This is a genomic window from Acetobacterium wieringae (assembly GCF_001766835.1).
GTDB classification, from domain to species: Bacteria; Bacillota; Clostridia; order Eubacteriales; family Eubacteriaceae; genus Acetobacterium; species Acetobacterium wieringae.
The window spans coordinates 1-19,882 of sequence record NZ_LKEU01000029.1; the positions used below are offsets into that span (position 1 = coordinate 1).

At 43.3% G+C, this 19,882-nt stretch carries 19 protein-coding genes; 12 read left to right on the plus strand and 7 right to left on the minus strand.

What is annotated here, in order from left to right:
• Nucleotides 1-235: 235 nt before the first annotated feature.
• The 9 genes from ACWI_RS08990 to rd all read left to right on the plus strand — a co-directional run bounded on the left by ACWI_RS08990 (nucleotide 236) and on the right by rd (nucleotide 7,053).
• Nucleotides 236-625: a GntR family transcriptional regulator gene (locus tag ACWI_RS08990; RefSeq protein ID WP_070371108.1), complete on the plus strand. Its 390-nt coding sequence runs from the start codon at nucleotides 236-238 to the stop codon at nucleotides 623-625.
• Nucleotides 606-1,301 carry an ABC transporter ATP-binding protein gene (locus ACWI_RS08995; RefSeq protein ID WP_070371109.1) on the plus strand — a complete coding sequence of 232 codons (696 nt, stop codon included), beginning with the start codon at nucleotides 606-608 and terminating at the stop codon, nucleotides 1,299-1,301. The genes ACWI_RS08990 and ACWI_RS08995 overlap by 20 nt, the downstream gene beginning before the upstream one ends.
• Nucleotides 1,295-2,119 carry a hypothetical protein gene (locus ACWI_RS09000; RefSeq protein ID WP_070371110.1) on the plus strand — a complete coding sequence of 275 codons (825 nt, stop codon included), beginning with the start codon at nucleotides 1,295-1,297 and terminating at the stop codon, nucleotides 2,117-2,119. The genes ACWI_RS08995 and ACWI_RS09000 overlap by 7 nt, the downstream gene beginning before the upstream one ends.
• 74 nt (nucleotides 2,120-2,193) lie before the next feature.
• The gene (locus tag ACWI_RS09005) at nucleotides 2,194-2,874 is read left to right on the plus strand and encodes an ABC transporter ATP-binding protein (RefSeq protein ID WP_070371111.1); all 681 of its coding nucleotides are present in this window, start codon (nucleotides 2,194-2,196) and stop codon (nucleotides 2,872-2,874) included.
• 39 nt (nucleotides 2,875-2,913) lie between these two features.
• Nucleotides 2,914-3,789: a COG1361 S-layer family protein gene (locus ACWI_RS09010; RefSeq protein WP_070371112.1), complete on the plus strand. Its 876-nt coding sequence runs from the start codon at nucleotides 2,914-2,916 to the stop codon at nucleotides 3,787-3,789.
• Between the two features lie 60 nt (nucleotides 3,790-3,849).
• Nucleotides 3,850-5,097 carry an ABC transporter permease gene (locus tag ACWI_RS09015; protein WP_070371113.1) on the plus strand — a complete coding sequence of 416 codons (1,248 nt, stop codon included), beginning with the start codon at nucleotides 3,850-3,852 and terminating at the stop codon, nucleotides 5,095-5,097.
• Nucleotides 5,098-5,214: 117 nt separating this feature from the next.
• Entirely contained in the window at nucleotides 5,215-5,838 is a 624-nt protein-coding gene (locus ACWI_RS09020; protein WP_070371114.1) for a Yip1 family protein, read from the plus strand.
• 15 nt (nucleotides 5,839-5,853) lie between these two features.
• The gene (locus tag ACWI_RS09025; RefSeq protein ID WP_070371115.1) at nucleotides 5,854-6,774 is read left to right on the plus strand and encodes an ROK family protein; all 921 of its coding nucleotides are present in this window, start codon (nucleotides 5,854-5,856) and stop codon (nucleotides 6,772-6,774) included.
• 120 nt (nucleotides 6,775-6,894) lie between these two features.
• Nucleotides 6,895-7,053: a rubredoxin gene (gene rd / locus ACWI_RS09030; protein ID WP_070371116.1), complete on the plus strand. Its 159-nt coding sequence runs from the start codon at nucleotides 6,895-6,897 to the stop codon at nucleotides 7,051-7,053.
• Nucleotides 7,054-7,152: 99 nt separating this feature from the next.
• Here the strand turns inward: rd and ACWI_RS09035 are convergent, their stop codons facing one another.
• Nucleotides 7,153-7,842, minus strand: a complete 690-nt coding sequence (locus ACWI_RS09035; protein ID WP_070371117.1) for a DUF554 domain-containing protein — start codon at nucleotides 7,840-7,842, stop codon at nucleotides 7,153-7,155.
• A 176-nt stretch (nucleotides 7,843-8,018) separates the two neighbouring features.
• Between ACWI_RS09035 and ACWI_RS09040 the strand changes: the two genes are divergently transcribed.
• Genes ACWI_RS09040 through ACWI_RS09050 form a run of 3 tightly spaced genes read left to right on the plus strand, consistent with a single transcriptional unit; the run spans nucleotide 8,019 to nucleotide 13,212 of the window.
• Nucleotides 8,019-9,569, plus strand: coding sequence for a Ppx/GppA phosphatase family protein (locus ACWI_RS09040; protein WP_070371118.1), 1,551 nt, complete (start codon nucleotides 8,019-8,021; stop codon nucleotides 9,567-9,569).
• Complete coding sequence (locus ACWI_RS09045) at nucleotides 9,566-11,674, plus strand: RNA degradosome polyphosphate kinase (RefSeq protein WP_070371119.1); 2,109 nt, start codon at nucleotides 9,566-9,568, stop codon at nucleotides 11,672-11,674. The genes ACWI_RS09040 and ACWI_RS09045 overlap by 4 nt, the downstream gene beginning before the upstream one ends.
• A 2-nt stretch (nucleotides 11,675-11,676) precedes the next feature.
• Nucleotides 11,677-13,212 (plus strand): Ppx/GppA phosphatase family protein, encoded by a 1,536-nt coding sequence (locus ACWI_RS09050; RefSeq protein ID WP_070371120.1) that lies wholly within the window; start codon nucleotides 11,677-11,679, stop codon nucleotides 13,210-13,212.
• Between the two features lie 41 nt (nucleotides 13,213-13,253).
• Here ACWI_RS09050 and ACWI_RS09055 read toward each other — a convergent pair whose 3' ends face one another.
• The 6 genes from ACWI_RS09055 to malQ all read right to left on the minus strand — a co-directional run bounded on the left by ACWI_RS09055 (nucleotide 13,254) and on the right by malQ (nucleotide 19,882).
• Nucleotides 13,254-13,967 (minus strand): ABC transporter ATP-binding protein, encoded by a 714-nt coding sequence (locus ACWI_RS09055; protein ID WP_070371121.1) that lies wholly within the window; start codon nucleotides 13,965-13,967, stop codon nucleotides 13,254-13,256.
• Nucleotides 13,954-14,757, minus strand: coding sequence for an ABC transporter ATP-binding protein (locus tag ACWI_RS09060; RefSeq protein ID WP_070371122.1), 804 nt, complete (start codon nucleotides 14,755-14,757; stop codon nucleotides 13,954-13,956). Before ACWI_RS09060 ends, ACWI_RS09055 begins: the two co-directional genes overlap by 14 nt.
• Entirely contained in the window at nucleotides 14,757-15,860 is a 1,104-nt protein-coding gene (locus ACWI_RS09065; RefSeq protein ID WP_070371123.1) for a branched-chain amino acid ABC transporter permease, read from the minus strand. The genes ACWI_RS09060 and ACWI_RS09065 overlap by 1 nt, the downstream gene beginning before the upstream one ends.
• Before the next feature lie 14 nt (nucleotides 15,861-15,874).
• On the minus strand, nucleotides 15,875-16,768 hold the full coding sequence (locus ACWI_RS09070; RefSeq protein WP_070371226.1) for a branched-chain amino acid ABC transporter permease: 894 nt from the start codon (nucleotides 16,766-16,768) through the stop codon (nucleotides 15,875-15,877).
• Nucleotides 16,769-16,965: 197 nt separating this feature from the next.
• A complete protein-coding gene (locus tag ACWI_RS09075; protein WP_070371124.1) occupies nucleotides 16,966-18,135 on the minus strand; it encodes an ABC transporter substrate-binding protein in 1,170 nt (389 codons plus the stop codon).
• 208 nt (nucleotides 18,136-18,343) lie between these two features.
• Nucleotides 18,344-19,882, minus strand: a complete 1,539-nt coding sequence (gene malQ, locus ACWI_RS09080) for a 4-alpha-glucanotransferase (protein ID WP_070371125.1) — start codon at nucleotides 19,880-19,882, stop codon at nucleotides 18,344-18,346.

The window sequence follows — 19,882 nt, forward strand, 5'->3', positions numbered from 1 at the left end:
ATATTTAAGGGGCTTCGCCACATTTTTTTATAATATTGTCAAGTTTTTTTATCTATACAAATAAAAAAAGCCCTACGCTTTTTCAAGCATAAGACTCTTTCGTTATTTCGTTAACTTAATGACATTGGCTCTCGGAGTTCTGTTTTTTTCTTTTTTGTTTAATAACGCTTGACAATTTAATTAAATAGTATTATTGTATTAATCAAGTAATACAATAATACAAAGGAGGACAGCCATGAAATGGATTATCGATTCCGATCGCCCCATCTATAAACAGTTGGTGGAACAAATAGAGCTTAGAATCATTTCCGGTATTTATGCACCGGGAGAAAAACTTGAATCAGTGAGAGAGATGGCAATGGATGCAGGCGTCAATCCCAATACGATGCAAAAAGCATTGGCAGAACTGGAAAGAATGGGACTCGTCTTTGCACAACGAACCAGCGGCAGATTTATTACGGAGGATATGAAAGTGATAGAAGAAGCAAAAAAGGGTTTGGCAGTTCAGGAAATTAGCGCATTCCTTGAAAAAATGAAAAAGTTGGGGATGGGTCGTAATGAAATATTGGAATTGATGGAAAAGATCGAGGAAGGGGAGAAGGAAGATGACCATATTAAGCACTAAGAATTTAACCAAAAGCTATGGAAAGAAAACAGCCCTTTCCCAAATCAACCTGGAAATATCTCGGGGCCGGATCATTGGATTACTGGGACCAAACGGCAGCGGGAAAAGCACCTTTATAAAGATAGCAGCTGGTTTGTTGGTGCCAACAGCAGGGGAAATTATTATTGACGGTCAGCCTCCAGGGGTCGACACCAAAGCGAAAGTATCATATTTATCGGAACGAACCTACCTAAATGATTGGATGCGGGTCAGTGAAATCATTGCTTTCTTTGAAGATTTTTATACTGACTTTAATCGCATTAAAGCTGAAAACATGTTAAAAGATCTAAATATCAACCCTGATGATCGACTCAAGACCATGTCCAAGGGAACCAAGGAGAAAGTGCAACTGATCCTGGTGATGAGCCGTCAAGCTGAGCTCTACCTCCTGGATGAGCCCATTGGAGGGGTGGATCCAGCCGCCAGAGACTATATATTGAATACGATCATCACCAATTATAAAGAAGAGGCCTCGGTAATTATTTCGACGCATTTGATTGCTGATGTTGAGCAGATATTGGATGACATTATTTTTATTAATCAGGGCGAACTGGCATTGAGTTCCAGTGTGGATGAAATCCGGGAAACCCATAATAAGTCTGTGGATGGATTATTCAGGGAGGTTTTTAAATGTTAGCAAAATTAATTAAGCATGAAACTAGGGCCACCAGCCGAATTTTTATTCCTCTTTACGGCGCCCTGTTGATTTTAACAGTTTTCACCAAATTGGTGATGGCAATTGGTGCTCCGGATTTCTTTTCTGAAGCGGTATCCAATAATAAGGTAGCGGAAATCATTTTAGGTATCAGCTTCACTCTCTATTTTGTGCTGGTAGTAGCCATATGTGTGATGACGTTGGTCATGATCATTCAGCGCTTTTATAAAAATTTATTTACTGACGAAGGCTACCTGATGTTTTCGCTGCCAGTTAAAACCTGGGAGCTGGTATGCTCCAAACTTGTCGTTGGCCTAATCTGGTCGGCTGTTTGTACAATTATGATTTTTTTGACTTTTTTTATCTTCTCGCTGGGGAACTTTTCGATGATGGAGTTGACTCAGGCGATCCGGTCAGCTTACTCAATGTTTTACCTGCAGACTGGAATGGAACTGAATTTTTTTATTTTTGAAATGATCATTTTTTTACTGGTTGAAACCGTTGCTTCGATTCTGATGATCTATGCAGCCATAGCCATTGGCCAATTATTTAATCAGCACCGGATTGTCGCTGCGTTTGGGGCTTATATCGTCATTACGATTGCACTCCAGATTATCATGTCGATTTTTATGACTGTTTTTGCCATCGGAAATCTGGAGAACAGTGTTCTAAATGGCAGCGATGCCATCACTACCATCAATTGGCTTCTTAATAGTTCAACCGTACTTAATGTGGTAATGGGAGTGGGTTTTTATTACACGACCCTAACCATTATGAAAAAAAGACTAAATCTGGAATAATTTGTGTTGATTTGTGTTATAATAATCTGCAATTAAATGGTTGAAAAAGATAAAATGAAAGCGGGGCGATCTAAATATTTATTCAAGTCAGAGATTTGCACAAAGATTTCAAGTTGGGGAAGGAAGACATTCATATCCTCAAGGGAATCGATCTGGATATTGAACAGGGAGAAATGGTGGCCCTGCTTGGTCCTTCAGGATCAGGCAAATCCACCTTTTTAAACGTTCTGGGGGGACTGGTACCGCCTACTTCCGGCGACATTATGATTCGTGATTATCGCATCAGCGACATGACTGAAAATGAACTGTGTCTGTTTCGCAGGGAGCATCTTGGCTTTATTTTTCAGTCCTATAATCTGATTTCCACCATGACAGCCATGGAAAACGTTGCACTGGCACTAACCTTTGCCGGGGTCAAAAAAGAAATCCGGCAACAACGGGCACAGGAAGCGCTGGAAGTTGTTGGCTTAGTGGATCGGATGGGACACAAACCAAGTGAACTTTCTGGAGGCCAACAACAGCGGGTGAGTATTGCCCGGGCGCTGGTTAATCATCCGGAAATAATTCTGGCCGATGAGCCAACCGGTAATCTGGACTCCAAAACCAGTGCCGACATCATGGAAATGATTACCCGACTCAATCGGGAAGAGAAGCAGACCTTTGTCATCGTCACCCATGATCCGGATACGACTAAATACTGTACCAAGGTAATCCACATGTGTGATGGCCTGATTGAGGCCGAAGTCAATCAATAAACATTGATCAGAATGAATACTCAAAGAAATGGAGAAATTATGAAAGAAAGAACAAAAATCGAAATGAAGACAAAACCGCTGCTTTCAGCCCTATTGGTGATTATCCTGCTATCATTATGTTTTATGCCAACAGCTTTGGCGGCACCGGAACAACCGTTGCTTCAGATCAGTTCAGTCACTTTCAATCCGGCGACGGTATCACCCGGTAAGGAATTCAAGATGGTGGTTACCTTAACCAATCACGGTGACTATGATGCCCATAATGTAACCCTGGATGTATTGTCCCAGTCGGGCGCGAATGACTTGGGGGTCTTTTCGATGGTAGGAAGCGGCAGTCATTTCTATCGGGAAGAAATTCCTTCTGGTGAAAGTGCAACGATTGAGATTCCCATGGTGACATCACCAAATGCTGAGGCTAAAAATTATAATTTAAATTTGCAAATCAATTGCGAAACCAGTGGTGGCAGTGTTTATAATTTCACAGAAACAGTGGGGATTGTAATCAATGAAAGTGAATCGATGTCGATTATTGCCCCAGATCGTTTTGTTTTAGCTAAGAATGATAAAGGGGTTACCCCGATCAATTTTGAAATTGCTAATTTTGGATCAAATCCGGTGCGTGGGGTGCAGGTTAGTGTATCTGCTGATGGTGTCGATTTCTCCAAAGATTATCAGTATTATGGCACCTTCGAAAAAGATGATAACGATGACTTCTCCGCTGATGTCACCACGAGTCAAAGTGGTGAATTTCCCGGGAAAATATCCGTAAAATACATGGACAGTTTCAATAATGAACGGGTAATCGAAAAGAACATTACCATTGTTTCTGAGGAAGCCACAACTCAGACGGCGGAATCGGGAGACGAGAACTTTTTTCAAAAATTTCTCAGAGTCATCTTTGGCATTGGCGCTTAGCGGGGTGAAGGTGTGAATAAGCAAGAACTCCTGCGATTATCCTGGGAGAATCTCTGGCGGATGAAATTTCGAACAATCCTCACAATTATTGGGGTAGTCATCGGAACGGCCTCGATCATCGTGATGGTTTCCATTGGAAACGGGGCTCAAAAGAGCATTACGGATGAATTGTCCGGGATTGGTTCTGTGACCACGCTACAGGTCTATCAGGATCTCTCTTCGATGGGGATGACTGCGATGGGTGGTGGAAAAACGGACGATAAAGCAATCCTTAATGATGATGCCATCAAAGATTTAAAGAAAATCGATGGGGTCGTGGCGGTTACGCCGGTGGTCAATCTAAGCGGCGGGGAAATAGAAGTTGATCGTGAGCAATATGGGGTTTCTCTGATGGGCGTGGACTATGCTGTCCTGGAAGATATGCGCTATGTTACAACCAGTGGTAAAAAGCCTGGAGCCAACGATGAAAACAGTGTGATCCTTGGCAAAGATGTATTAACCAGCTTTACCTACACCGGTGCGTCAACCCAACTCGAAGCCAGTGAGGTTAAACCGGAAGATCTAATAGGCCAGAACATTACCATGACCATCAAACGTACCAATGCCAACGGCGAAGAAGAGATAAAGACTCAGAAGCTGAAGGTGACTGGTGTGCTGGAAGCCACTGGGGGAAATGAGGATTACTCGATCATCGCTGACTATCATCTAGTGACAGACCTGAACGAATGGCAGACCGGGAGGAAAGCCAATGTCAAGAAGCAGGGCTATTCCCAGGCGTTGGTGACCGTCGAGGATTCTTCGGTGGTAAATGATGTCACTTCTGAAGTTGAAGCGATGAAATTTACAGTCTTTTCGATGCAACAGATTTTGGATTCGATGGGCAGCGTCTTTCAGATGCTTCAGATTCTGCTGGGTGGTATCGGTGGGGTCGCTTTGTTGGTTGCCTGTATCGGAATTGTCAATACCATGACCATGTCCATTTATGAACGCACCAAGGAAATTGGGATCATGAAGGTCATTGGGGCATCGATTTCGGATATCCGCAACATGTTTATTGCCGAATCAACCATGATTGGATTGATCGGCGGTCTGGTGGGGATTGTCATCAGCCTGGTGCTATCGGTACTGATCAATCTGATTGCGGGTTTATTTATCGGTGGTGAAGGGGGTGTGACGATTTCCTACATCACCCCCGGTCTGGTTGTTTTTGCCTTGTTTTTTTCGGCGCTGGTCGGGCTCTTGTCCGGCGTTCGTCCGGCTATCAAAGCAGCCAATCTCAGTTCCCTGGATGCGATCCGCAGTGAATAGTGAAAGAGCGCAAAAATATCAGAAAGCGATAATAAAAATAACTGAGCTTGCAATTTTTAAGGTGTGAATAAGCGGTTGCAAAGACAGGATAAAAATTTGAAACGAGAAGGAGTAAGGATGAACTATTTATATTTATTAATTAATCCGGTCAGATTTTTTAAACAGGTTGCCGAAAAAGAAAAACATTCTCTGATTATCCCAATTTTGATTATTGCCATGATCGGCTGTTTAACAGGTGTCATTGCCGGAAATGTGGTAGGCACCATGGATCTGCCAGCTGATCAGATGGGAATGGTTAAAACCATTAGCATTGTTACCGGAATCATCTCCGGGATCATCAGCGTGGCAGTTGCCATGGTGGTGAAGGCAGCCATCTTTAATCTGGTGTTAAAGAAAATGGGGGGTGAGGGTTCGTTTAAGACAGCAGTGTATGTGGTCGGCCTGAGTTATTTCCCCAAAATTTTCCAGAACATTCTCAATATTTTCTTTCAAAAACCGATTGATATGACCAAGGTTTATGAGATGGATTGGGTGGCCTTCCTGGGAGGGATTTTCAGCATTTTCAATATCTGGCAGATTGTCCTGACCATTATTGGTCTGGCCATTGTCTACGGTGTGAGTTACAAAAAAACGGCGCTTCCAGTGATTGGACTGGAAGTGGTAGCCGCTGGTCTTAGTCTAGGTGTGTCGTTGATTAGTCTTAATTCGATGGCGGGATTATCAACCACAGCCATCAGTTAAAAAGGGAGGAATAGGATGGGAATCGGTATTGATTTAGGTGGCACCGCAATTAAAGGTGGTATTGTCAATCATCGGGGTGTCATTCAGGAAGAACGGCGAGTCAAAACCCAAAGCCAAATGGGCTATGATCGTGTAGTGAGTGATCTTGCTGCATTAATAAACGAACTGGTTCAGCTTTCACCGGAAGAAACCACCGTGGGAATCGGAATTCCCGGAATCCTCTCAGGGGATGGATCAACCGTCGTTTCCTGTCCTAATCTTAATTGGAAGAACAAAGCACTAAAGCAAGATCTCGAAGCAGTCCTGGCACTTGAGGTGCTTCTGGTTAATGATGCCACGGCAGCTTGTATTGCTGAAGCGGCATTTGGCAGCACTCGGGGTCGAACCAGCTCGGTGTTATTAACCCTTGGCACCGGTGTCGGTGGTGGTGTGATCATCAATGATCGGATTATTTCGGGAGCCCATGGGGTCGCCTCAGAAGCCGGCCACATGATCATGGAAGAAAATTTCTACGACTGCAATTGCGGCAAAAACGGCTGTCTTGAAACCTTTGCTTCGGCAACAGCACTGATTCGCTATTGTCAGAAACAACTAGATGAAGGCGTGGAGTCCGAATTAAAAAAAGACGACACTTATGATGCCAAACGAATTTTTGATGCTGCCAAAGCTGGCGATGTACTGGCGTTGGCAGCAGTCAATCGGCTGGCTAAATATTTAGGTTGGGCCATTTCCAACATCAACGATCTCATAGATCCCGGGATATTCGTAATTGGTGGTGGCTTGTCTGAGGCTGGAGATTTTCTTTTAAACCGGATTCAGGCCAGCGCCAAAAGTTGTTTAACCTATCCCCAGTATGCAATGCCTGAAATTGTGCTGGCTACCTTTCGAAATGAAGCCGGTTTGATCGGTGCGGCCAATCTTCGACAATTCATCTGACGCATTTGCTTTTTAATGAAAATTGCGAGAAAAAACTGAATAGTAAAAAAAAAACATTGTAATATTGCTTAGAATGATTATAATAGAAATATGTCATTCTAAGAGTAAAGGAGAAATACAATGCAAAAATTTGAATGTGATATCTGTGGTTATGTATATGATCCAGAATTAGGAGATCCAGACAACGGGGTAGCAGCTGGAACTGCGTTTGCCGATATTCCTGAAGATTGGGTATGTCCAGAATGTGGCGTTGATAAAAACGCATTTTCAGAAGTCTAAACAGCGTTTTCAATTAGTATAAAAGAAGTCATAATGATGGCTTGCTTAAAAAGTGTAGAATTTAACCGAATCGGTTTTGAATTCTACACTTTTTTTATGCTAAATTCCCAAAATTCCCATGATCCAGATAAACAGAATCGGCATAAAAACTGCTGGCAGCAGGTTGCCGACCTTAAGATCTTTGATTTTAAGCATATTAATACCAATGGCCATGATTAGAACGCCACCAACAGCATTCATTTCGGTGATCATTTCCGGAGAGAGCAGGGTTTTGACTGAGCCAGCTAAAAGTGAAATGCTGCCCTGGTAGAGAAGAACTGGAATAGCGGAAAAGACGACGCCGATTCCTAAAGTCGATGAGAGAATCATCGAAAAAATACCATCCAAGAGCGACTTGCTCAGAAGAATACTGACCGTCCCGGTGAGCCCATTTTCCAAAGCACCCATAATGGCCATTGAGCCGGTGCAGAAAAGCAGGGAGGCACTGACAAAGCCGTGGGAGATATTATTGCTATTGTTTTTCATCTTTTTTTCCAGACTGTCGCCAATTCGTTTTAATTGTTTTTCAATATTGATCAGTTCCCCCAGGATGCCGCCAAATAATAGACTCAGCAGCATCAGCATAATGTTTTCGGTTTCGATGGTCATCGTGATGCCAATGACAACTACGCCCAGTCCCAGACCTTGGGTAATGGTTTCACAGAGACGTTGTGGTAAAGCCCGTTTAAATAATAGGCCGATGAGGCCGCAGACAACAATGGCGGCGGCATTGATAATGGTTCCAAGCAAAAGATTTTCCTCCTGATGTAAAGTCTTTTACTATTGTAACATAAAAGCGCTAGCGCTGAAAACATAACTACCCTGATGAGCTGTTTTATTGAAAAAAAATCAGTGTTTCGATTAGTTTTAACAAAAAAAGTGTTTAAATTGTGATAAAATAGAAAAAAGAATGCGAGGTGACGTTTATGATTAAGCGGTTTTCAGTAATCTATATTGGTTCAATCCGTTGTGAACTGATCGTTGGACAGCGGGGCAAAGGCTGCATTAAAATATTGGATCGAGCCATGTTTCCCATTAATTTTGGGAGTCAGAGCTTTACTAAAGGGGAGATCTCATTTAAATCTGTATATGCCTTGTGTCAAACGATTAATGAATACATCGAAATGTCTAAAACCTACGGCGTTGAATCGATTAAAATATTTGGAACAACAGCTCTCCGTGAAGCCAGAAATCGGCTTTATATTCTTGAACAAATCAAAATCAATACCGGTGGTTACGAGGTGGAAATTCTCGACAAGGAAGAAGAAACCCATCTTATTTATCGCCATATGGTGTTAAAATGCGACCCGGAATTTAATATAATCACTGATACAAAAGAGGATCAGATGCTGGCGTCCATCTCCAGCGGGAATGTGTCAGTGGCACTTCTAAAAAATGGCATTATTGATTATCATCAGACCGCTGAGCTGGGTTATTTAAAAATGAAGGAAATCCTGAAATCCATTGAAGAAAACTCGGAGCGCTTTGAAACGCTATTGATGGAGTTCATCTCCATCAATACCCAGGATATTGTTGAAAACATCAGAAAACGCCACATTAAAAGACTTTTTGTATCCTCCCACGAAGTTGATGTTATTGCCCAGCTTTGTGGCTTCACGGAACGACGGGATTATTATGTGATCAATGCTGAGGATTTTGGGAAGCTGTGCAAGGTGGCGGGCGATCTGACCGTGAACCAATTATTGAAAAAGTACCCACTTTTGGATCAGAGCGAAGCAGAAACCCTGAATCATACCCTGATGCTTTATTTAAAGCTACTGGCTGAAACAGGCGTCGAAACCTTTATTTTGATTCCGATGATTATCGGCGATGCTTTTTTGGATTTTGAATTCCAGATCACAAAAAAACAACAGTTGATTGAATGGATCGAAGAGGGCAGTTATCTTTCTGCTAAAACCATCGGTAAAAAGTATCATACCAGTCACAGGCATTCGGAATTTGTTGAAAAAATCAGCTTAAAGATATTTGACTCGCTCAAAAAATATCACCAACTGGGAAAAAGAGAGCGGCAGCTCTTATCGATGCTCTGTTATCTGATGGAGGTGGGCAGTTTTATTGATCATAAAAATTTTTGGGTGCAAAGCCGCTATATTATTGAAACAACCGACATTATCGGGGTTAACCAGGAAGAGAAAGCGGTGATGGGTAAGGTCGCCGAGGCGGTTAAAACGAATTTTATTAAAGTGGAAGAAAAGGTTCATTCCAGTGATGAAAAAGAACAGTTGCTGGTAGCTAAACTGGCAGCTATTTTAAAGCTAGCCATTGCCCTGGATAAGAGTTATCAGCAAAAAATACAAAACCTTCACTGTCATGTCAAGGACGAAAAACTGATGCTTGAATTAACCACCGGGAAAAATTTTCAGTTGGAAGAGTATTTCTTTAAGGCAAGTCGGGCAACCATGGAGAATGTTTATGGCATTAAACCGATATTAAAGATTAAGAGGGTTGAATCATGAAAAGTAGATTATTTATAAACCGTGAAATCAGTTGGCTGGATTTTAATTACCGGGTATTAGACGAGGCTTATGACAAATGCAACCTGGTAATGGATCGGTTGAAATTTTTGGCGATTACGGCATCGAATCTGGATGAGTTTTTTATGGTACGGGTTGCTGGGATTATGGATCAGATTAATGTTGGCTACAACAAAAAATCGGTAGATGGACTAACCCCGATCGAACAGTTGGCAGTTCTTAACAGCATGACTCAGGAAATGATGGCCCGGCAGTATACCTGCTTATCAAAATCGATCATTCCGGAGCTTAATCAGAATAATATCTTTTTTTTGCGTTATGATGAACTGAATGAGGAAGGCAAAGACTTTGCCCTTCATTATTTCCGGCATGAGTGTTATCCGGTTTTGACGCCACAAGCAATTGACAACAGTCGCCCGTTTCCGTTAGTAAAAAACAATCAGGTTTATCTGTGTATCATGCTCCATGACACCGAGGCGAAGATTAAGGATGAAAAAGATTTTATGGCGATCCTGGAAATCCCCAAGGTTCTGGATCGAATCATTGCCTTACCGAAAGCGAAAGAGTCGGAAGTGCTAAACTATATTTTTATTGAAGATTTAATCAGCCCGTTTGTAAATGAACTTTTTACCGGTTATGATGTCAAGCAGGTCAGTGAATTCCGGATTACCCGTAATGGCGATTTAGCCATCGATGAGGATGAAGCCGAGGATTTACTGATTGAAATTGAGAAATCAATTCAGCAACGTAAATGGGGAGCCAGCATTAAACTGGAAGTAACCCGGGACATGAGTAAAAAAATGAAAAAATGGTTGATGCATGAATTGGAAATTGTCGAAAGTGAGCTTTATGAACTCAAGGGAAACCTGGATTTGACCTGCTTTATGAAATTTCAGAACCGCAGCGAGTTTAATGAACTCCGGGAGCCCCGCTATACCCCGCTTATCTCCAATGAATTCTATGAGGTTGACGACATCTTTGAAGTCATCCGGGAGAAGGATCGCCTCTTGCACCATCCGTATCAGTCTTTTCAAACAGTGGTTGATTTTGTCCGGGCGGCATCCATCGATCCCGATGTGCTGGCCATCAAACAAACGTTGTATCGGGTCAGTGGCGACTCGCCAATCATTGAAGCATTGATTCAGGCAGCCCAAAATGGTAAACAGGTTACTGTATTGGTCGAACTCAAAGCGCGCTTTGACGAAGCCAATAATATTGTCTGGGCGAAGAAACTGGAGCAGGCTGGGTGTCATGTCATTTATGGGCTGGTGGGGCTAAAAATCCATTGTAAAATGATTCTGGTGGTTCGCAAAGAGTCCGATGGGATCCGGCGGTATGTCCATCTCGGAACCGGGAATTATAATGATGTGACCGCCGGTCTTTATACCGATTTGGGAATGTTCACCGCTAAAGAGAGTTATGGGTCGGATGTTTCAACCCTGTTTAACCTCCTGTCCGGCTACAGTCACTACACCTTGTGGAAAAAGATCGAGGTGGCGCCGAAAACGCTCAGAAATGCCTTTTACATCGCCATTGACCGGGAAATTGAAAATGTCAAAATGGGAGAAAAAGGTAAAATCCTTGCCAAAATGAATGCCCTTGTCGATGAAGATATCATCAACAAGCTTTATGAGGCCTCTCAGGCTGGGGTGGAAATTCAACTGATTGTTCGGGGAATGTGCTCACTCAAACCAGGGTTACCGGGCATCAGTGAGCACATCACGGTTCACAGCATTGTGGGAACCTTCCTGGAACACAGCCGGATCTATTATTTTTACAACCAGGGCAAGGAAGATATTTTTCTGTCCAGTGCCGATTGGATGGAGCGAAACCTGAACCGGCGAATTGAGACCCTGTTTCCGGTTGAAGAAGAGAGCTTAAAGAAAAAATTAAAACACATTTTGGAGATTACCTTAAAAGACACCATCAAAACCCGGATAATGACTGAAACAGGAGAGTATATCCGGGTTGACAAACGTGGCAAGGAATTGCTTTCCTGTCAGGATTACTTCTGCAAAGAAGCTGAAGCAGAATTTGAACAGGTCAAGAATAAAGCCGTTATAAAACATAATATTGAGGGAGAATAGCAATGGATAGACGAAATATCGGGGTCATCGACATTGGCTCAAACAGTGTCCATCTGGTGATTGGTGAATACTACAACAATGAATATTTTCAGATTATCGATGATGTCAAGGTGAATGTCCGTCTAAATGATAAGCTGGCTGAAACCGGAAAACTCCAGCAGGATCGGATGGACTTTGGAATTGAAACCCTGACCATGTTTGTCAGTATGTGTGATGCCTATGGGATCGAAAAGGTGATTGCGGTAGCAACGGCAGCGGTTCGTAAAGCATCAAATGGAGCTGACTATGTGGCGCGAATTAAAACCGAAGTCGGTTTGGATGTGGCCATTATTCCCGGAGAAGTCGAGGCTTCAATGGATTACCTGGGCGCGATTAACACCCTTGATGTTAAAGACGCCTTGCTGATGGACATCGGCGGTGGGAGTACCGAGTTTGTGCTGATCAAAGACCGCAAGAAGGTAGAGGCGGTGAGTTTGCCCTTTGGTTCCATCGATTTGGCCGAAAAATTTGATTTGACCGACGAGGTATCAGAGAAAAAACTGAAAGCTCTCGATGAGTTTTTAAAAGAAGCATTTAGTACGATTGCAATCCTTAAAAAGGCTGAGGGGTTGCCGGTTATTGGCGTGGGTGGGACAATTCGAAATGTTGGCCGGATCCACCGGAGTTTCATCGATTATCCTTTGGAAATTGCCCATAATTATCGGATGAAATCCAATGATGTCAAGCGGATCTGCGAAATGGCCGCCAGTATGAATTTAGCGGAACGTTCAAATCTTAAAGGATTGTCCAAGGGACGAATCGATATTTTTGTGGGATCAAGCCACACCCTCGAACGGGTCATGAGATATATTGATTCGCCAGAACTCATTATCAGTAATGCCGGGTTACGGGATGGGATCATCTACGATTATTTTGGCTATAATGAAGACAATCTCGTTTATGATATTTTTGAATTGTCGCTGGTCAATATCATGCTAAACTTTAATGTGAATATCCCTCACGCCTATCATGTGCTGAAGCTGACCGAAAACCTGTTTGAGCAGCTCAAACCACTCCATGGCATCAAAGAAGACGTCCGCAAGATGATCCGGGCCTCGGCCATGCTTCATGATGTTGGCATCAAGCTTCAATTTGGAAATCATCACGAGCATAGTTTTTATATTATTTTAAACTCCGGTTTGTTGGGGATCGAACAGAAAGAGCTTTTAATGAGTGCCTTTATTGCGCTTAATCATCGTACCAATAAAAAAATCCATATTTCGGAAGAATACATGGGGCTGCTCCAGAATGAAGAGCGGCACCTCATCGATCAATTGAGCTTGTTTCTGCAAATATCAGAATATCTGGATCGCAGTATGGATGGTGTCGTCAAGGATGTGAATTGCGTGATTCTGGAAAAAGAAGTCCAGCTGAATGTCCTCACAACCGGTCATTCAGTATTTGATAATATGATCATCAACGAATGTGGCAAAAAATTCAAACGGGTGTTTAACAAAACGCTGACGATTAATAACAAAGTCATTATTTCGCGACGATAAAAAAACTCCAATTATTCAAAACTGAATAATTGGAGTTTTTCTTATTTGTTTCGTTGGCTTTTGCCCAGATAGGCTTCTTTAATGCTTTCATCAGCCAGTAGTTCCCGGCCAGTTCCAGCTTTGGTAATCTTGCCTGTTTCCAGTACGTAGGCATAATCAGCGACCCGAAGGGCCATATTGGCATTTTGTTCAATTAAAAGAATGGTCATTCCTTCTTTATTAAGGGTCTCGATGATATCAAAAATACCCTGAACAACCAAGGGGGCCAGACCCAAGGATGGTTCATCCATCATCAATAGTTTTGGCCGGCTCATCATGGCCCGACCAACTGCAAGCATTTGCTGCTCGCCACCGGATAAGGTGCCTGCGGCCTGCCAGGAACGTTCTTCCAGCCGGGGGAAGAGACTGTAAATATGCTTGATGTCGGCGTCCAGATTATCCTTGCGCATATAAGCGCCAATCTTGAGATTTTCCAGCACTGTCAGATCGGGAAATACATGCCGTCCTTCCGGAACCAGAGTAATACCCTTGTCAACGACTTTGGTGGTATCAAGGCCCAGCAGTTCTTCACCGTTATAGGTGATGCTGCCAGCTTTTGATTTAACCAAATTGACAATGGCTCGCAGCGTGGTGCTTTTTCCCGCCCCATTGGCTCCGATCAGAGTCACGATTTTGCCTTCTGGCACTTCCAGATCAATGCCCTTAACCGCTTCAATACCGCCATAAGCGACCTGTAAATTACTAATCTTCAACATCGGCGTCTACCCCCAAATATGCTTCAATAACCTTAGGATTATTCTGAACCTCATCTGGGGTTCCTTTGGCGATGGTACAGCCAAAATCCAATACATAGATATGATCAGAAATTTCCATGACCAGATCCATATGATGTTCAATCATAAAAATGGTCAGATCAAAATCCGTTTTCAGTTTAAAAATCAGATCCGTCAGTTCATCAGTTTCCTGAGGATTCATTCCGGCTGCTGGCTCATCAAGCAGCAGTAACTGTGGCTTGGTTGCCAAGGCCCGGGCAATTTCCAGATGCCGCTGTTGTCCATAGGGGAGCGATGAAGCTTTTTCATTTCTTAAATCAATAAGTCCCAATCGTTCCAGCAAAAATTCACAGTCGGCTTTAGCCTGAGCTTCGCCCTTCCGGGCTTTGGGGGTTCTCAAAATCGCAGATAAAAAACTATAATCAGTATTTAAGTGGGTAGCAACCTGAACATTTTCAAGAACAGACAATTCCTTGAATAAGCGGATGTTCTGAAAGGTTCGGGCGACACCCAGAGCTGTGATTTTATCCGGCTTTTTACCGGTAATATCAATTTCAGTGGCGGTGCCGCTTTTATCGGTTGGGGTAAAAAGAACCTTGCCGCTGGTGGGCGTATAAACCCCGGTGATGACATTAAAGGCAGTGGTTTTACCCGCCCCATTGGGTCCGATCAGGGCAGCCAGTTCACCCTTTTTAATATTGATATTTAAGTCGTTGACGGCGACAACACCGCCAAACTGCATGATGACATTTTCTGTTCTAAGCAGACTCATTACTTGCCACCTCCTTCAGTCGAGGTCTTTTTTCGGCTCAGTTTTTTCTTGATGGACTGGAATTTCTGCGCCATGAAATCCCAGGTGAGTTCATTGGTACCCATTAAGCCTTTGCGATAGAAAAGTACGATAATCATCAGCAGGAATGAAAATACAACCATTCGCAGACCGGGTCGAAAGATCGGCAGATCCAGGCCGAAGGCCATGGGCTCATCCAGAAAACGCAGGGCTTCCTGTCCCAGTGTAACCAGGAAACTGGCAATGATGGTTCCGGAGATGCTGCCCATTCCACCAAGGACAATGATCAGCAAAAAGTTATACGTCAGGGTGAAATAAAACTGTTTGGGATCAACAGTACCCAATAGGGCGGCGAATAATCCACCACCGATGCCAGTAAAAAATGCTCCAATCAGGAAGGAAGTCATCTTTGTTTTAAAGAGCCCAACCCCCATCGCTTCGGCAGCAATTTCGTCCTCCCGGATGGACTTGAAGGCCCGGCCATAGGACGAGTAAACAAGTAAAATGGTTGCGATAATGATCAGCAGAGCGGTTCCATAGGTCCACCAGAGACTGCTGATGGTGGGAATACTCTTAATACCCAGGGCGCCATTTGTGATCGATTGCGTATTGGTAAAGACAATCCGAATAATTTCCGAAAACCCGAGAGTTGCGATGGCCAGATAATCACCCCGAAGCCGTAGACAGGGGGAGCCAATAAAGAAGGCCACCACCACTGAAGCCAGACCACCCAGAATCAATGCCACCACAAAGGGCAACTGGATATTAGCTAAGAAAGGCGCCATCGGTTCCAGATAAAAAATGGCCGTACGAGATTCAACAGGCACTGTAAAGATCGCTACTGTATAGGCGCCGATCGCCATAAAACCGGCCTGTCCCAATGAAAACTGACCGGTAAAACCATTAACCAGATTCATTGCCAAACTGACGATGACATAAATTGCGCATAAATTCAGTAAACGACGCATATAGGAATCAACAAAAATATCGGCTAAACCTATTCCAATCAGGAGAACAACTAAGAAAACCGCTGTTTTCCAGTGAAGTTTTAAGTAGGCACCGAGGCTGTTTTGAGTTTCGTTCATTTTTGGTACCTCCCCTAAACCTTTTCCACTTGTTTCTTACCAAGGAGACCATTGGGAAGAAAGAGCAGAATAATAATTAAGATGACAAATGCGATGGCGTCCCGGTAACCGGTAAGTGCTGGAAAGAAGGCGACCATCAGTACTTCCGAAAACCCGAGGATCAGGCCCCCAAGAACGGCGCCTTTAACATTACCAATTCCACCGATTACGGCGGCAATAAAACATTTTAATCCGGGAACAACGCCCATGAGGGGTAACACCGATGGGTATTTCATACACCATAAAATAGCACCGACGGCAGCTAGCGCAGAACCGATGGCAAAGGTTGAAGAAATGACCCCATTGATCTTAATACCCATGAGTTTGGCGGTATCATAATCGACTGCGACAGCCCGCATGGCCATACCAAGTTTGGTTTTATTAATCATAAAAAGTAGTGCTGACATCAAGATAAACGCAACAATTGGAATAACAATAGAAACCGGTTGAATCGACAAACCGCCTATAAAGAAAGGTGTTGTCAAAAGCGGGAATTCTGGAAACGCTTGTGGCTTTCCTGAAAATAAGTAAGTGGCAACATTTTCAAGCAAAAATGATACCCCAATCGCTGAAATTAATAGTGATGTTTTAGGTGCATCACGGAGCGGACGATAGGCTACCCGTTCAATCGTGACACCGAGTAAAATGGTTAACCCAATTGTAATAATAAACGTGACATACCAGGGAAGAAAGAACACGGCAATCCCAAAATATGTGAAATAGGCAGCCATCATAAAGATATCGCCATGGGCAAAGTTGATCAGTCTTAAGATACCATAAACCATCGTGTAACCGATGGCGATCAACGCGTACAAACTCCCAAGAGATAAACCATTTATTAGTTGCTGCAAGAATGTTTCCATTGTCATTCCAACGACCATAATTATAACCTCGTTATATCATTTAATTTAAATTGAGGGTATCTGATCATACAAATACCCTCAAAGTTAGTTGTTGTGAAGGCAGCACAAACAAAACAGACAGTGTACGTTTTGTTTTGCGCACCCTTGCGCATAAAAGAAGTCACATAAAATATGACTTCTTTATGGTAATTTGTGACTTTTTGTTAGTCAATTGTAACGGAATCCATGTAGGTGAATTTACCATCTTTAACGGTTTTAATGATCGCTTCATTTTTAGTAGCGTCACCATTGGCATCAATGGTAATCATCCCAGTAGCGCCTTCAAAGTCTTTAGTGGCCGCCAGTGCGTCACGGATGGCAACAGGATCAGCAGATCCTGCTCGCTCAATCGCATCCAGGGTCATCATGTAGCCGTCATAACCAAGGGCTGTTACAGCTGCAATGTTTTCACGGTCAGGATAAGCTTTTTTGTATTCGGCAACAAATGTTTTACCGGCTTCTGTCAGTGGATTGGTATCGTCAAAGAATGTTGACATGACTGCGCCTTCTACATCAGCACCACCAACGGTGATGAATTCGTTTGTTTCCCAGGTATCACCACCAATAAATGGAGCAGTGATGCCAAGAGCACGGGCCTGTTTGATAATCAATGCGGATTCGGTGAAATTACCAGGAGCAAAAATGGCATCGGGATTGGCAGCTTTAATATTGGTTAAGATTCCGTTGAAATCCTGATCGCCAGTATTGTAATTACCAGTAGCTACGATGGCATTTGGATCGCCAGTTAGTTTAACAAAAGAATCGGTAAAGAATTTAGCTAAGCCAACTGAGTAGTCATTGGAAACTTCCTGGATGATGGCAACTTTTTTTGCATTCAGTTTTTTAGACGCATAGTTGGCCATGACCGTTCCCTGGAAAGGATCAAGGAAGCAAACACGGAAGTAGTAATCATTTCCGGCGGTAACCTGTGGATTGGTTGCTGAAAGCGCAACGGCAGGAATTTGGTTTGTTTTGACAACGTCACCAGCAGCAATGGAGAGTGAAGATCCCCAGGAACCTAAGATGGCAACAACTTTGTCTTTTTCAATTAAACGGGCAGCAGCAGTTGTTGCTTCAGCCTTGTCTGATTTGTTATCAGCAATGACCAATTCAACCTTTTTGCCTAATACTTCTGGACGCAATTTGTTGGCCAATTCGACCCCTTCAACTTCCAGCTCGCCACCAGCGGCATTTGCACCGGTTAAGGGTTCGAATACGCCAATTTTAATGACGTCGCTATCCCCAGAAGAAGTTGTTGTTGTTCCGCTAGAACAACCAGCGGCCATGGTTACGACCAAAGCCAGAGACAATAATACTGATAAAGGTTTTTTCAAGGTAAAGTCCTCCTTTTTCTTTTTTTCCTAATTTTTACCTGTGGCTATTATACCAAAGTTTACACTTTTATTGCAAGTTTATATTAAGAAATGTTTGAATCATACGGACACTTGTTTTAATGACACTGATTTACGCAATCCGCAGTATTGCATTAGCGCGCTAAAGTAAAGGTTTGCAGAATAAATCAGGAAATCAGATCGTCCGTAGTCAGATGACAGACAGAGCTTTTCGATGATAGAGATGATTGATACGATTGTACCAATCAACATCGATTTGTAAAAGACCGTCCCGGGTCATTCGAAAAACCCAGTTATTCGCTGTGGTTCCGGGTTCATTCATGCGTGTGTCGCAGCCATATCCGCAAATATCTTGAATGGGCAGGATGACTAAATTGGCAGCACTCTGAAAAAGGGTGCGGATAAAAGCCCGACAGGAAGGACTCTGGTGGCCGCCGATCTGCCATTGGTTTTCCCAGGCCTCAGTGTAGCCGCAGTAGTCAAAAGCATAACGACGATGTTCCGGGGTGTAGTCAAAAAAAGTCCCCAGTAGTGTATTATTGTCATGGGTCCCTGAGTAGGCTACGGTATTGGCGCTGTAGTTATGGGGCAGATGAATATTATCCAAATCATCAATGAAGGCAAATTCCATGATCCGCATTCCGGGAAAACCGGTGTTTTTTAACAATTTGACCAGGTCTTCATCCTGAAGCCCCAGATCTTCAGCAATGATACTCGGTTTGGGAAAGGTCTTTTCCAATTGCCTGAAGAAATCCATCGCCGGGCCGGGAATCCAACGACCATTTTTGGCAGTTGCTTCACTTGCCGGGACTGACCAATATGCAGAAAAGCCCCGAAAATGATCGATTCGAACCATGTCAAAATCCGCCAGTGCTTTTTTTATCCGTCGCATCCACCAGGAATAGTGGTCTTTTTTCATCACATCCCAACGATATAATGGATTACCCCATAGTTGACCGTTTTTGGCAAAATAGTCTGGAGGAACCCCGGAAATTTCAATGGGAGAGCCTTTTTCGTCCAACAGGAAAAGCTCCGGATGGCACCACACATCGGCACTGGTATGCGCAACATATATGGGCATATCGCCGATAATTTTTATCGCTTTTGTATTAGCATAATCTTTAAGAGCCGACCATTGTTTAGCATAGGTGTATTGGAGAAAATTCTGAAAATTAATCTCTTCACAAAAGTCAGATCGGGCGATGGAAAGTGCGGCTGGCGTTCGCTTTATCAGATCCTGATTGTCCCATTTAGTCCAGTCTTCTTCAGAATAATATTGGGCTAAAACTGTATATAAGGAAAAATCTGGAAGCCACTCGCTGTTGGCTTCGACATAGTTTTGAATGTCTGTTTTTTGCTTTGGTGTGAGTCGAGAAAAAGCCAGCTTGAAAATAGAATGACGATTGCAGATCAGATCGGGATAATTAATGGAGTAAGCAGGAGCAGTAGATTTACCGGTTGCCAGTTCATCCGCAGTTAATAAATCCCATTGGTATAACCGTTCAAGGTCAATCAAAAGGGGATTACCAGCAAAAGCGGATGTACTTTTATATGGCGAAAAACAGCTGTCCACAGGACCTACTGGCAGAATTTGCCAGTAGCCAAAGCCCATGGATTGAAGCAGGTCAACAAAAGTGCGGGCATCACTGCCTAACGTTCCGATGCCGTAATCCCCCGGTAAGGCGGGAACTGGCATCAAGACACCACTGGAGCGCGATTTTATAGCCAT

Bases quoted from the DNA above. Each gene is read 5' to 3' on its own strand.
- ACWI_RS08990 (WP_070371108.1), top strand. From the start codon at position 236: ATGAAATGGATTATCGATTCCGATCGCCCCATCTATAAACAGTTGGTG.
- ACWI_RS08995 (WP_070371109.1), top strand. From the start codon at position 606: ATGACCATATTAAGCACTAAGAATTTAACCAAAAGCTATGGAAAGAAA.
- ACWI_RS09000 (WP_070371110.1), top strand. From the start codon at position 1,295: ATGTTAGCAAAATTAATTAAGCATGAAACTAGGGCCACCAGCCGAATT.
- ACWI_RS09010 (WP_070371112.1), top strand. From the start codon at position 2,914: ATGAAAGAAAGAACAAAAATCGAAATGAAGACAAAACCGCTGCTTTCA.
- ACWI_RS09015 (WP_070371113.1), top strand. From the start codon at position 3,850: ATGAAATTTCGAACAATCCTCACAATTATTGGGGTAGTCATCGGAACG.
- ACWI_RS09020 (WP_070371114.1), top strand. From the start codon at position 5,215: ATGAACTATTTATATTTATTAATTAATCCGGTCAGATTTTTTAAACAG.
- ACWI_RS09025 (WP_070371115.1), top strand. From the start codon at position 5,854: ATGGGAATCGGTATTGATTTAGGTGGCACCGCAATTAAAGGTGGTATT.
- rd (WP_070371116.1), top strand. From the start codon at position 6,895: ATGCAAAAATTTGAATGTGATATCTGTGGTTATGTATATGATCCAGAA.
- ACWI_RS09040 (WP_070371118.1), top strand. From the start codon at position 8,019: ATGATTAAGCGGTTTTCAGTAATCTATATTGGTTCAATCCGTTGTGAA.
- ACWI_RS09045 (WP_070371119.1), top strand. From the start codon at position 9,566: ATGAAAAGTAGATTATTTATAAACCGTGAAATCAGTTGGCTGGATTTT.
- ACWI_RS09050 (WP_070371120.1), top strand. From the start codon at position 11,677: ATGGATAGACGAAATATCGGGGTCATCGACATTGGCTCAAACAGTGTC.
- ACWI_RS09055 (WP_070371121.1), bottom strand. From the start codon at position 13,967: ATGTTGAAGATTAGTAATTTACAGGTCGCTTATGGCGGTATTGAAGCG.
- ACWI_RS09060 (WP_070371122.1), bottom strand. From the start codon at position 14,757: ATGAGTCTGCTTAGAACAGAAAATGTCATCATGCAGTTTGGCGGTGTT.
- ACWI_RS09065 (WP_070371123.1), bottom strand. From the start codon at position 15,860: ATGAACGAAACTCAAAACAGCCTCGGTGCCTACTTAAAACTTCACTGG.
- ACWI_RS09070 (WP_070371226.1), bottom strand. From the start codon at position 16,768: ATGACAATGGAAACATTCTTGCAGCAACTAATAAATGGTTTATCTCTT.
- malQ (WP_070371125.1), bottom strand. From the start codon at position 19,882: ATGGCTATAAAATCGCGCTCCAGTGGTGTCTTGATGCCAGTTCCCGCC.